The organism is Streptosporangium sp. NPDC051023, from assembly GCF_040689595.1.
Lineage (GTDB): Bacteria > Actinomycetota > Actinomycetes > Streptosporangiales > Streptosporangiaceae > Streptosporangium.
In genome coordinates, this window is record NZ_JBFBCE010000090.1 from 1 (window position 1) to 11,370 (window position 11,370).

The 11,370-nt window shown below is 68.2% G+C and carries 13 protein-coding genes; 5 read left to right on the plus strand and 8 right to left on the minus strand.

Going from position 1 to position 11,370, the window contains the following annotated elements; all coding sequences use genetic code 11:
- Positions 1-213: 213 nt before the first annotated feature.
- Positions 214-1,509 (plus strand): glutamate-1-semialdehyde 2,1-aminomutase, encoded by a 1,296-nt coding sequence (gene hemL / locus AB0395_RS38950; protein WP_366290269.1) that lies wholly within the window; start codon positions 214-216, stop codon positions 1,507-1,509.
- Positions 1,510-1,522: 13 nt separating this feature from the next.
- On the opposite strand, the gene AB0395_RS38955 is transcribed toward hemL, so the two are convergent.
- Positions 1,523-2,380, minus strand: a complete 858-nt coding sequence (locus AB0395_RS38955; protein WP_366290272.1) for an alpha/beta hydrolase — start codon at positions 2,378-2,380, stop codon at positions 1,523-1,525.
- A 53-nt stretch (positions 2,381-2,433) separates the two neighbouring features.
- Between AB0395_RS38955 and AB0395_RS38960 the strand changes: the two genes are divergently transcribed.
- Complete coding sequence (locus tag AB0395_RS38960; RefSeq protein WP_366290275.1) at positions 2,434-2,886, plus strand: MarR family transcriptional regulator; 453 nt, start codon at positions 2,434-2,436, stop codon at positions 2,884-2,886.
- A 27-nt stretch (positions 2,887-2,913) separates the two neighbouring features.
- On the opposite strand, the gene AB0395_RS38965 is transcribed toward AB0395_RS38960, so the two are convergent.
- From AB0395_RS38965 to AB0395_RS38975, 3 genes are all read right to left on the minus strand, one after another.
- Positions 2,914-3,519 (minus strand): Uma2 family endonuclease, encoded by a 606-nt coding sequence (locus AB0395_RS38965; RefSeq protein WP_366290278.1) that lies wholly within the window; start codon positions 3,517-3,519, stop codon positions 2,914-2,916.
- 202 nt (positions 3,520-3,721) lie between these two features.
- Positions 3,722-4,546, minus strand: a complete 825-nt coding sequence (locus AB0395_RS38970; RefSeq protein ID WP_366290281.1) for a thioredoxin domain-containing protein — start codon at positions 4,544-4,546, stop codon at positions 3,722-3,724.
- 58 nt (positions 4,547-4,604) lie between these two features.
- Positions 4,605-5,093 carry a vitamin K epoxide reductase family protein gene (locus AB0395_RS38975; protein WP_366290284.1) on the minus strand — a complete coding sequence of 163 codons (489 nt, stop codon included), beginning with the start codon at positions 5,091-5,093 and terminating at the stop codon, positions 4,605-4,607.
- A gap of 618 nt (positions 5,094-5,711) precedes the next feature.
- Between AB0395_RS38975 and AB0395_RS38980 the strand changes: the two genes are divergently transcribed.
- Positions 5,712-6,068: a DNA-binding protein gene (locus AB0395_RS38980; RefSeq protein WP_366290287.1), complete on the plus strand. Its 357-nt coding sequence runs from the start codon at positions 5,712-5,714 to the stop codon at positions 6,066-6,068.
- 268 nt (positions 6,069-6,336) lie between these two features.
- On the opposite strand, the gene AB0395_RS38985 is transcribed toward AB0395_RS38980, so the two are convergent.
- Positions 6,337-6,750 (minus strand): ester cyclase, encoded by a 414-nt coding sequence (locus AB0395_RS38985; protein ID WP_366290290.1) that lies wholly within the window; start codon positions 6,748-6,750, stop codon positions 6,337-6,339.
- A 415-nt stretch (positions 6,751-7,165) separates the two neighbouring features.
- Between AB0395_RS38985 and AB0395_RS38990 the strand changes: the two genes are divergently transcribed.
- Positions 7,166-8,254, plus strand: a complete 1,089-nt coding sequence (locus AB0395_RS38990; protein WP_366290293.1) for a methyltransferase — start codon at positions 7,166-7,168, stop codon at positions 8,252-8,254.
- A gap of 16 nt (positions 8,255-8,270) precedes the next feature.
- Positions 8,271-8,978, plus strand: a complete 708-nt coding sequence (locus tag AB0395_RS38995; RefSeq protein ID WP_366290296.1) for a 4'-phosphopantetheinyl transferase superfamily protein — start codon at positions 8,271-8,273, stop codon at positions 8,976-8,978.
- Between the two features lie 44 nt (positions 8,979-9,022).
- Here AB0395_RS38995 and AB0395_RS39000 read toward each other — a convergent pair whose 3' ends face one another.
- Genes AB0395_RS39000 through AB0395_RS39010 form a run of 3 tightly spaced genes read right to left on the minus strand, consistent with a single transcriptional unit; the run spans position 9,023 to position 11,362 of the window.
- The gene (locus AB0395_RS39000) at positions 9,023-10,183 is read right to left on the minus strand and encodes an SDR family oxidoreductase (protein ID WP_366290299.1); all 1,161 of its coding nucleotides are present in this window, start codon (positions 10,181-10,183) and stop codon (positions 9,023-9,025) included.
- Positions 10,183-10,524: a hypothetical protein gene (locus AB0395_RS39005; protein ID WP_366290302.1), complete on the minus strand. Its 342-nt coding sequence runs from the start codon at positions 10,522-10,524 to the stop codon at positions 10,183-10,185. The genes AB0395_RS39000 and AB0395_RS39005 overlap by 1 nt, the downstream gene beginning before the upstream one ends.
- Complete coding sequence (locus AB0395_RS39010; RefSeq protein ID WP_366290305.1) at positions 10,514-11,362, minus strand: alpha/beta hydrolase; 849 nt, start codon at positions 11,360-11,362, stop codon at positions 10,514-10,516. The genes AB0395_RS39005 and AB0395_RS39010 overlap by 11 nt, the downstream gene beginning before the upstream one ends.
- Positions 11,363-11,370: the final 8 nt, after the last annotated feature.

The following is an 11,370-nucleotide window of genomic DNA, read 5'->3' on the forward strand; positions in this document are numbered from 1 at the left end:
CGGGCCTGGGCGCCCCAGTGCCGGTGCCTTCCCTCGTCGCTCATCCGCTTCGCTCCTTCGCTCCTCAGTCCAGACACCGGCGCGCCCACGCCAAAAACAGTCCCAACGGGATGAGGGCGGGGCGGGTCCCAGGCCCGATACCGGTGTGGCCAAGCCAGAACCAGTCCCGCCCGGGCGGTGGGGCCTGCCGTTCCCGTGGCTACGCTGGAGGGCGTGAGCCGTACTGAGAACTCAGAGGACCTGTTCGCCCGCGCCCGTGAGATCGTCCCGGGAGGGGTGAACTCCCCCGTCCGCGCCTTCGGCGCCGTCGGCGGCACACCCCGGTTCATGGCCTCGGGCCAGGGGCCGTACATCACCGACGTGGACGGCAACCGCTACGTCGACCTGGTCTGCTCGTGGGGCCCGATGATCCTCGGGCACCGGCACCCGGCCGTGGTCGAGGCCCTGCAGGAGGCGCTCGCGGCCGGGACCTCGTTCGGTACGGCGACGCCCGGCGAGGTCGAGCTCGCCGAGGAGATCGTCTCCCTCGTCGACCCGGTGGAGAAGGTCCGCCTGGTCAGCTCGGGCACCGAGGCCACGATGTCGGCCGTACGGCTGGCGCGCGGGTTCACCGGACGGTCGAAGGTCGTCAAGTTCGCGGGCTGCTACCACGGTCACGTCGACGCTCTGCTCGCCTCCGCCGGATCCGGCCTGGTCACCTTCGGCCTGCCCGACACCCCCGGCGTCACCGGTGCCTCGGCCGCCGACACGGTCGTGCTGCCCTACAACTCGGTCGAGGCCGTGACCGAGGCGTTCCAGGCGTTCGGCGCCGAGATCGCGTGTGTGATCACCGAGGCCTGCCCGGCCAACATGGGCGTCGTCCCCCCGCTGGACGGCTTCAACGCCAAACTGCGCGAGCTGTGCACCGCGCACGGCGCCCTACTGATCATCGACGAGGTGCTCACCGGTTTCCGGGTCTCCGAGGCCGGGTGGTACGGCCTCGACCCGGTCGACGCCGACCTGATGACCTTCGGCAAGGTGATGGGCGGCGGCCTGCCCGCCGCCGCGTTCGGCGGTCGCGCCGACGTGATGGCTCACCTCGCCCCCGAGGGCCCGGTCTACCAGGCGGGTACCCTGTCCGGGAACCCGCTGGCCTGCGCCGCGGGCCTGGCCACGCTGCGCGCCTGCGACGACGAGGTCTACGACCGGGTCGACGCCGCCGCCCTGGTCATCGGTCGCGCCGCCGCCGACGCCCTGGCCGCGGCCGGGGTGCCGCACCGCCTGCAGCGCGCGGGCAGCCTGTTCTCCATCTTCTTCACCGAGGAGCGGGTCACCGACTTCGCCGGGGCGCAGAGCCAGAACACCGCCGCCTACCGGGCGTTCTTCCACGCCATGCTTGACCAGGGCGTCTACCTGCCCCCTTCGGCCTACGAGGCGTGGTTCCTGTCGGCCGCCCACGACGACGAGGCCCTGTCCCGCATCGCCGAGGCCCTCCCGCTCGCCGCGAAGGCCGCAGCCCAGGCTTCCTGAGGCGGTGACCCTGCTATGAGGCGGCGAAGTCGCTGATGAGCCGCCAGACCTCGGCCGGCGCCTCCTCCGGCGCGAAGTGGCCCGCGCCGGGGATCACGGCCGAGGTCAGGTTCTCGACCCCGGCCTCGCGGAACCCCGCCGCGTAGGCCGCGATGTCGCCTCCCTCGCCCTGGCCCCGTAGATAGAGCAGCGGGGTGCGGACGGGTCCGGCCGCGGCGGAGGCGGCGTTGTCCCGGGCGTCCTGGGCGAAGGCCCGATAGAGGTCGAACCCGGCGGTGAGAGAGGCGTCGCTCCGGTAGGCGGCGGCGTGAGCGGTTCGCGCCTCCGGGACGATCTTCGACGGGTCGACGGACAGGATGTCGTAGAAGTAGTCGAAGTACTCGGCCTGACGCCCTCGCACCAGCGTCTCGGGCAGCCCCGGCACGTTATGCAGGCCGAAGTGCCAGATGTAGGGGTTCCGCAGAACGTCGCTCCACGGCTCGACGCCGGGGATCACCGTGTTCATGATGACGACGCGGGCGATCTGCGGATACCGGCGGAGGTAGGCGTAGGCCACCATTCCGCCCCCGTCGTGGCCGACCAGGGTGACGTCGGTGAGCCCGAGGGCCTGGATCAGCGCATGGATCCTGGCCGCCGTGAGGTGCTTGCTGCCCCCGTCCGCCGTGGCGGTCGACTCACCCACTCCAGGCAGGTCGACGGCGACAGCCCTGGCCTCGGGCGCGGCGAGCAGCATGACGTCCTTCCAGGCTCGCCATGATTGCGGCCAGCCGTGCAGGAACAGGTACGGCCGGCCGTGCGGGTCGCCGGTCTCGACGACGTGCAGCGTGTGGTCTCCGAGGTTCAGGTGGGTGTGACGCGGTTCGATAGACATGATTCATGTATATATACAGACATGATTTATGTCTATCTGTTAAGGTGAGGGCTATGATCGGAGGCGACGGCGATCGTCCCGCGTTCGAGCGGGGCTCGGGCTTCCTGCTTGCACGCCTGGGGTCATTGGCTTCACGCTCGTGGACGACGTTCCTGGCCGCCCATGAGCTGACCCAGAGCCAGTACTCGGTGCTGGTGGTGCTCAGAGACCAGGGGTCCATGGGGCAGCAGCGGCTCGCTCACCTGGTCGCCGTCGACGCCCGCAACATCGTGCCGGTGCTGGACGCCCTGGCCGCCAGGGGGTTGGTCAGGCGGCAACCCGACCCGGCGGACGGGCGGCGCCGTACGGTCGCCCTGACCGACGGAGGGAGCGCTCTCGCCGACAGTCTCGCCGCCGGGGCGGCCTCCAGCCAGGACGACTTCCTCGCCGCGCTGGACGACCGGGACCGCGAGCACTTCAACACCCTGCTGCGGCGGCTGTACGACGCGCACGTGCACGGGGCCTGACCGGTGGCCGGGAGGTCTCTCCCGGACTCAGCGGGGCAGCTTGTCGAGATCGATGTCGAGGGGGAAGGGGACCGGGACGGTCAGCCGCCCGTGGTGGATGCCGGTGAGGCCGTAGGCTCCGGTGGCGGGGTCGAGCTCGTAGACGTAGACGACGGGGCTGCTGTCGTTGCCCTCCACCCGCCAGAAGTGCGCGATCCCCGCCTCGGCGTAACGGAACGGCTTGGTCTTGCGGTCGCGGTCCTCCGACTCCGGTGAGACGACCTCGACGACGAGGTGCACCTCATCAGGGGTGTCGAACGTCCGGTCGTCGTCATCGGCCGCCGTGGTGTCGATGACCAGCACATCGGGGCATGGCCGCATCCGATGCCCGAGTTTGACGTCCATCCGCTCCACCACTGACAAGCGCTCCGGGACCCGGCCGTGGAGCGCCTCGCCGAGGCGCTGGATCATGCGTTGGTGAGAACGCCTCTGAGGGGCCATGAAGACGAGGGCTCCATCGATGAGCTCGACGTGCTTGAAGAAGTCGGGCTCACCGTTCGGTCCTTCGGGAGGAAGATGATCGAGGTCGTCGGCCTTCCATCCCCATGGAGGAGGTGACGGCCAGTACTCGAGCGCGCTCCTCACGTCGATCACCGCAACATCGTCCCCGTCACTCGATGTGTTTGTTCAGATCATATCTGTTGCCATCGGCCTGCTCTCTCCGGCACCTGCTCGATGTCGGCGGTGGCATCCACCTCGGCCCCCGCGCCCAGATCCAGTAGGTCTCAGCAGGTCATGATGTCGGGTGGCGACGCTGGATTCTCATCCGGTTATGTCTGGTTCTGTTGCCATGTGGCTATTTGTCGGTTGTGGCCGGTGACGGTGAGGTGCTGGGGGCCGAGGCGGCGGTGGTGAGGATCTGCTCGAGGCTGGAAGGGCTGGAGAGGATCTGGTTCACCTGCTCCGGGGTCAGGTCCTTGCCGTTGAGCCGCAGGGTGGGGGTGCTGTTCACCTTCTGGTCCTGGGCGTACTGGGTGGCCTTGGCGAGGTCCCCCGCCTTCTCCATGCCTGTCACGCACTTGTCGAACCCGGCGTCGTAGAAGCCGAGATCCCGCGCCCAGTTCAGGAGGTCCTTGTTCTCGAACCCGTTCTGGCCCTCTACCGGCTGGTGGGCGAACAGCGTCTTGGCGTACGAGGCCCATTTGCCGGGCGGGGTGCACAGGGCCGCGTTGGCGCCACGCCGGGAGACCGACGGGACGGGTTCCGGATGGCCGGGCGCCTGGAAGAGCTGGAACGGGCGGAAGATCACCCTGGCCTTGCCATCGGCGGCGGCCTTGTATATCGCGTCGCCCGCGGAGTCCTCGAGCTTCTTGCAGAAGGGGCACTGGAAGTCCTCGAAGATCTCCAGGGTGGGGGCGGTGACGCCGTCCTTCGCCATGAGAATCGATCCGTCCGCCTGGCGGACGGTCGGGGCCAGCGGCCCGGTGTAGGCAATGCCCTTCTGGTCGCTCCTGCTCGCGTTGTTCTGCGTGACGACCACGACGACCACGGCCGCCGCCGCCACGGTGATGCCGCCGAGAACGCCCAGCAGCAGTTTTCGCTGCCTCGCGCGGGCGGCCTCCTTTCTGCGCTCTTCGGCGATCCGCTCCCTGGCCGACCTTTGCCGATTATTTTTACTCATCGGTACTCCTCATCGATATGCTTCCAAGCCTTTGTTCTTGGTCCGGCGGAAACGACGGTCAGGTCCTCTGGCCGATACGCCGGTATTCATCGGCGACGACAAACCCGAAAAGCGCGACGGTGATCACATGTACGGCCGTGCACCACAGACAGATCTTGCCGAGAACGAGTAGTTCCGCACTCACCAGATAGACCACGAAGAGCACTCCGACGATTACGGCGCCGAGCCGTCCCCAGCGGAGGAGGGGTGACTCGGAGCGCCAGGCCCAGGGGGTGGTCAGAGCCCCGATCCCCACGAAGAACGCCAGGCCCAGGACGGGTACCGGTATCCCGAGCAACTCGGAGTATCCGCTCGATGTCACGGAGGCGCAGTCGATGGTGGAGTTCTCGACGCACACGAGGGAGACCGCGGTGTCGTAGTGGGCGAGAGTCAGGTAGACCGAGACCGCCAGGCCCGCGAGGCTCAGCAGGGCCGTCGTGACGAGGAACCACCGCCGGTGTGACGATTCCGACGTTCGGCCGGGTCGCTGGTGGACGTCTTTGGCCATGGGGGTTTCCTCCGTGCGGGCAGCCGCGGACCCGCTCTTTCGTCGTGGGGGCTTTGCGCCGCGTGGCCTTGCGGATGAGGTGCCGCCTGGTCTCGCGGACAAGCGAACGTGGCGATGCTAAAACAACAGGCGTAAGCAGGCGGTAAGAGGCTTGGCCTGCGACGCGTTTCCGGTATTCCGTGTGACGTGCGGACCACGCCCCGTGGTTCGGCATCGGGCGCCGAAATTCCATATGAGGGGTCGGCGGAATTCCGGGGGCGCGGATTCGGTGCGTTTCTCGGTCGAGGCCTTTCTGCGGGCGTGTGGTCTGATGGCGATCGGCTTGAGTGACGATAGTGAGGCCGATCTTCGGGTGATAGGGCACAAAGTCCCTGTGTGGGGATCGGCCGCGGCCGTTTCCGGGGGATTCGGATGTTCCTGGACTCCGAGGGCGTCCCGGTGCTGTGGATCCGGTTTGTCGCCGGCGGGGACGTGTTCCGTGCTTGTGAACATCTTGTTTGCATCACTCTGTTGACAACAAGATGTTGATGGTTGCATGCTGGGAGTATGGCTACCGGTTCTGATGGGTCCGTCGACCCTTTCGCGCCTCCGAACCCGAGCAGGGAGCGGGCGCACCGTGTGTACGCGTCTCTTCACCGCATCGCCGAGCGGCACGCCGCCACCGAGGCGCAGCGCTCCCGGCAGGTCCATCCCGAGGTGCTCGGTCCGCACGAGGCCGTCAGGCTCGTGTCGTTTCTCGCCGGAGGGTCGGCGCTGCGCGAGGAGGACGAGCCCGAGGTCGACACCGCCGACATCACCGCCGCTTTGACGCTCATCCCGCTGGTGCGCGCGGAGGTGGACCAGCTGGAGGCGGGGCTTTTGCTGATGGCCCGCGGGCGGGGCATGACCTGGCAGGAGATCGCCTTCGGTCTTGGTCTCGGCACCTCGCAGGCAGCCAGGCAGCGCTATGAGCGTCTATCTGGTCGGGTCGACTGAAGCTGGGGGCGGGGGTCGCGTTGCGGTGGGGTTCGTCGGGGGTGATCGCCGTGGCTGAAGCGTCACGTGGGGGGAGGAGCGCAGGGCTGAGGGCCTTCCCGCCCGTGGGGTGGCGGCTTCGGTGAGGCGGTTGATGCCCACCCATCCGCTTGGCGGACACGCCGGTGGGGGTGCCGGGGCGGGCTGCCCGGGGTTTCGGGGCCCGCCCACGGCCAAGGGGGGTAGGTCGGCCGGGTGTATATGTTCCGGGTGTTTCCCGGATCGCGCGCTACGCCGTCCCGAGCTGTGTGTCCAGGTGCGCCGTGTCCCAGTAGTGCCAGCTCTCCGCGACCTGGCCGTTGACGAACCGGTCGATCGTGGCGCCCGCCAGCGTCACCGGGCGGTTGGTCGGCGCGAGGTCGTTGAACGGTCCGTCGTGGGTTCCCTTGAGCCGCCACTGCGTGACGACGTGATCGTCGTCGGCGACGAGCTTGTCTATGGTGACGCGCAGGTCGGGGGCGGCCCGGCGCAGGGCCAGCACCCGATGCTTGGCACCGTCGCGGCCATTGATTTTGTCGCCCCGGCCGGGGGCGTGCGCGACGTAGTTCTCGGTCAGCGTCTGGTCGTACACATCGACGTTGCCGTGGTTGTAGGCCTCCTCGATGGTACGGCGGACCAGCGCGATGTTGTTCTCAACACCCATGACGTTCCCCTTAATTCTTAATGCTTGTGTACTGCGGGTTTCGGCGCGTTGTCCCGTGCGACGAAATCCGGACGACCTCAGACGGCCGGAACACAATCCCCTGGCACCTCAGCTTACGGAAGCGACTTATGGTGTCAAGCACCCAAGCAGGCTGCAGGAAATAGCCTGGATAATGCTGTTTTCATCCGCAGTCATGACCTGGTGATCGCCTGATGAAAGCCGGTCCAAACAATGGGAGACAACAGGATGGACATGGCTTACGCGTCGAATGTCGGAAAACGCCCGTGAATGAAAAGCGGGCTTCCCGTGGCTTGAATTACTAAAATCGGTTGAGGTCGTCAACGGGCCACGGCATCGGTGGAGCGCTTGCGAGAGTGTGTGATGAGATACATGCCGACAGGGCCGGGTGTCGCTCGTGGCTGAGGATGATGCGCCGCAGGCCGTTCGTCCCGTGCCCATCGCCGACCGTGCCGCACTGCCGGTCGCGGCCCTCCTGCAGGTGATGCTCGGCTACTGGGTCTCCCAGTCTCTGTGCGTCGTCGCGCACCTCGGTGTCGCGGACGTGTTGCGTGATGGCCCGCGCCAGGTCGATGAGATCGCCGCCCAGGTCGGTGCCGATCCCGGCCCGCTGTACCGCGTCATGCGCGCGCTTGCGACGGCCGAGGTCTTCGAGGAGCACGAGGGGCGCGCCTTCGCGCTCACGCCGGTGTCCGAACCGCTCGTCTCCGGCCTGCCCGGCTCCGTTCGCGCGCTCGCGCTGTGGCACGGCGCGTCGTGGCATTGGGGACCGTGGGGCGATCTGCTCGAGACGGTTCGCGGCGGCGACCCGGCCTTCGATCGCGTCCACGGCTGTGACCAGTTCGCGTTCTTCGCGAAGGACCCGGCCGCCGCCGAGATCTACCACGACGCGATGAGCGAGTTCTCGACGACTTCGAACCTGCTCGCCGCCGCGACGTACGACGGTTTCGAGGGGATCGACACGCTCGTCGACGTCGGCGGCGGACGGGGTGAGGTGCTCTGCGGTCTACTCGGCATGCACGGCCACCTGCGCGGGGTGCTCGTCGACCTGCCTGCGGTCGTCGAGGCCGCACGCGAGACCATCGCCGCCGCCGGTCTCGAGGGACGCTGCGAGGTCGTCGCCGGTGACTACTTCGCGACCGTTCCCGACGGCCATGCCGCGTACATGCTGTCGATGGTCGTGAACGACTGGGACGACGAGCACGCGACCGCGATCCTGCGTACGGTACGCCGGGCGATGCGCGAGGACAGCGTGCTCCTACTCCTGCAGATGGTCGTTCCGCCCGCGGACGAGCCCTCGTTCGCGAAACTCATGGACCTCGAGATGCTCGTTCACACCGGTGGCCGCGAGCGAACGGAGGAGGAGTTCCGCATGTTGCTGGAGGCCTCCGGCTTCGAGCTGGAGCGCGTTGTGCCCACGATCTCACCCGTCGCGCTGCTGGTCGTACGACCCCGGGCACGGCGGATGCGCGTGCCTGGACGCTGAGCGGAGGGTGCCCGCGATGCGCTCAGAGGCCGATCGGGTGGCGCTGTGGAGCATCGCGCTCGACGGCGATCCAACGGCCGCGGCGGCGCTGGCGGATGGGCTCGACGCCGCCGAGCTGCGGCGCGCGACCGAGATCGTCTCGTCGGATGCGCGTGCTCGCTTCATCACGGCCCGCGCGTTCGTGCGCGCCGTGCTCGGCCAGGAGCTCGGTGTCGCACCGGTGTCGCTCGCATTCGCGCGTGGGCCGTACGGCAAGCCGTACCTGCCGGGAACCTCGATCCGCTTCAGCCTCAGCCACACGCGGACGGTCGCCCTGCTGGCCGTGACGCGCGGTGAGGAGGTCGGCGTCGACATCGAGGAGCTGCCACGAGGCGGCAGGTACGAGCGTGTCAGCGCGCGCTGCTTCGCGGAGGCGGAGGCGTGGCGCGTCCGCGAATGCGACCCCGCGCTGCGCCCACGGCTCTTCGCGACGCTGTGGGCCGCCAAGGAGGCGTACCTGAAGATGACCGGTGAAGGCCTCGGCCGTGGCTTGAACACGTTCGTCGTCGACGTCGGCGATGACTGGCGACCGGTCCTCTCCAGCGTTGACGGCGCGCCGCCGCGACGTCCGGTCGCGCTGCATCCACTCGACCTGGCGGTGGACGGCATCGCCATGCTGTGCGCGTCGGCCGCGCTCCGCGTCGGTATCGTGCGTCACGTGGCCACGATCGGAGCGCGACCGTGACGTCTACGGCATTGTGGCCTTTCGCCGCTGCGGCTGAGCAGTTGTCAAGAGCTCGTCGGGAAGATGCGGTACTTCCTGGCGCCGCGGTGGTCCCGGGTCGTGTCGCGCGAGTGCAGGTACCAGCGCACGTACTCGCGCCAGCGTTTCTGCAGCGGGTCGGCGCAGGCCGGAGCTCCCAGCACCCGGCGTACGTTGCTCTGGTCGAACGAGCGCTGGACCGTGATGTATGAACGGAAGAAGGCCATTCGCTGGTCCGAGTCGAACTGCTCGTCGATCGTCGTGAATTCCTGCGGCGAGGCACCGAGCTCGAACGGCCGCACGCCCAGCTCCTGGCAGACGACACGCACGATGTCGTCGATTGTCGGTGGAGTCGCGTTCGTGAGGTGATAGACGGCGCCAGGGGCGGACGCGGCGCCGAGCGCGACGGCTGTGCGCGCGACGACGTCGACGGGCACGAGGTTCAGCTCCGCGTCGGCGTGCGCCCGGGAGCGGATCGCGCGGTGCTTGAGGAAATCGCCGAGACGCATGCTTACCTCGGCCTTCAGCCGCGCGAGATCCTCGATGAAGCCGTAGACGCCGCTGAAGCCGGTCGTCGCGCACGTCACACTGTGACCGATGACGATGCTCGGGCGCATGATCCGCACTGTGACACCGGCCTGCGCGACCAGTTGCTCGGCTGCGATCTTGCTGCGTTCGTAGGCGTTGTTGGCGACACCGCGGTCGAGTGCGGGCTCCTCCGCGATCTCGCCCGTCCGCGAACCCGCGACATATGCCGTGCTGAAGTGGTTGAGCGTGGGACCGCCGACCGCCTGCAGCAGTTCGAGCACGTGCTCGGTGCCCGTCAGGTTCTGGCGCATGATCTCGTCACTGTGCGTCTCGCGGTAGTCCAGCGATGCCGCGCAATGCCACAGCTCGTCGACGGGCCCGACCTCGCCTGTGCTGACACCGCAGCGCGGCCGCGTGACATCGCCGACGACGGCTCTGGCACGCAGGCGCAGGTCCGCAGCCGATGTCGTCGAGCCGTAGAGTCGCGCCGCGGTCGTCAGCGCCGAACGCAGGCGCTCACCCGCGCCTGCGTGCTTCGACTCGCGCACGAGGCAGACGACGAGGCAGTCGGGATCGCTGGACAGGAGCTCGAGCACGAGTGCCGCGCCGATGAAACCGGTCGCGCCGGTGACCAGATGTGTACGCGGTGATCGGGCCATCAGCGCGGTGCCTCGGCGCGTGGCAACCGCCGGTGCAGGAACTCCGCGAGCGCTTCGAAGGAGTCGAAGACCTCGGGCGCCACTCCGTCCTCCCAGACGAACGACAGCTCGTCCTCGATCGCGACGAGGTACGCAACCATGATCGACGAGCTGACCCGCAGCCGCCTGATCGACCCGGGGCCGACGTCGCGGCGGTCAATGACGACGCTGTGTCCCGACGCTTCCTCAAGCAGCCGCACGAGCAGCTCGACCATGGCCGGATCCGCAGCCGGATCCGCAGCCGGATCCGCAGCCGGATCCGCGGCCGGATCCGCTCCGGGGCGCGGCTGCTCAGCGCTCATGCCGCGCGACGAACCGCTCGACGGCCGCCTCGAAGAGGTCCGTCGTCTCCGCGTAGGGGCTGTGCCCGCAATCCGGGATGATCTCGACGGTTGCGTCGGGGATCAGCTCGTGTGCCTCGGCGAGCGCGGCGGCGCTCACGAGGTAGTCGGCATCACCGCTCAGGAGGAGAACGGGGCAGGTGAGCCGGCGCAGCTTGTCCGTTGAATCGACCGATTCCAGGGCGCCGCGCATGTTGCGCTCCAGCTGGCGCGTCGAGTTCACCGCGAGAAAGCGCTCGCGGAGTGCGAGGTAGGAGGGGGTGCCGCCGTGCTCGATCGTACGGTCGGCGAAGACGAGCGGATAGAAATTGTCGAACAGCGCCCGCAGCCCGCCGCGCTCGAGGTCGTCGAGCCACGCCCGCAGGAGATACTTGCGCCGCTTACCGCCGCTCGGATGAACCGTCGGCCCGCAGAACACGAGCCCGCGCACGCGCTCGGGATGGGCGATCGCGAAGTCGCGCGTCAGCTGCGTCGAGCTCGACGTGCCGAGCAGCCACGTCTGCTCGATCCCCAGGCCGTCGAGCAGCGCCGCGAGGTCCTCGACGTGGTTGGCGAACGAGCCGTCGCCGTCAGAGGACGCACCCTGGTTGCGCAGGTCATAGGTGAGGAGGCGATGGCTTGTCACGAGCCGTTTCGTGAAGTTCCGCCAGGCGACGCTCGCGAGGAAGAAGTTGCTCACGATGGTCAGCGGCGGCCCTTCGCCCTGCAGCTCGTAGTACAGCTCGATGCCATGGGGAGTGCGCAGCACCGGATTGTCGCGATAGTGAATATCCCATTTTTCTATGGCGCGTACGTCCACGATCGCCT

Coding starts and splice junctions, on each gene's coding strand:
- AB0395_RS38955 (WP_366290272.1), bottom strand. CDS start 2,380: ATGTCTATCGAACCGCGTCACACCCACCTGAACCTCGGAGACCACACG.
- AB0395_RS38960 (WP_366290275.1), top strand. CDS start 2,434: ATGATCGGAGGCGACGGCGATCGTCCCGCGTTCGAGCGGGGCTCGGGC.
- AB0395_RS38970 (WP_366290281.1), bottom strand. CDS start 4,546: ATGAGTAAAAATAATCGGCAAAGGTCGGCCAGGGAGCGGATCGCCGAA.
- AB0395_RS38975 (WP_366290284.1), bottom strand. CDS start 5,093: ATGGCCAAAGACGTCCACCAGCGACCCGGCCGAACGTCGGAATCGTCA.
- AB0395_RS38985 (WP_366290290.1), bottom strand. CDS start 6,750: ATGGGTGTTGAGAACAACATCGCGCTGGTCCGCCGTACCATCGAGGAG.
- AB0395_RS38995 (WP_366290296.1), top strand. CDS start 8,271: ATGCGCTCAGAGGCCGATCGGGTGGCGCTGTGGAGCATCGCGCTCGAC.
- AB0395_RS39000 (WP_366290299.1), bottom strand. CDS start 10,183: ATGGCCCGATCACCGCGTACACATCTGGTCACCGGCGCGACCGGTTTC.
- AB0395_RS39005 (WP_366290302.1), bottom strand. CDS start 10,524: ATGAGCGCTGAGCAGCCGCGCCCCGGAGCGGATCCGGCCGCGGATCCG.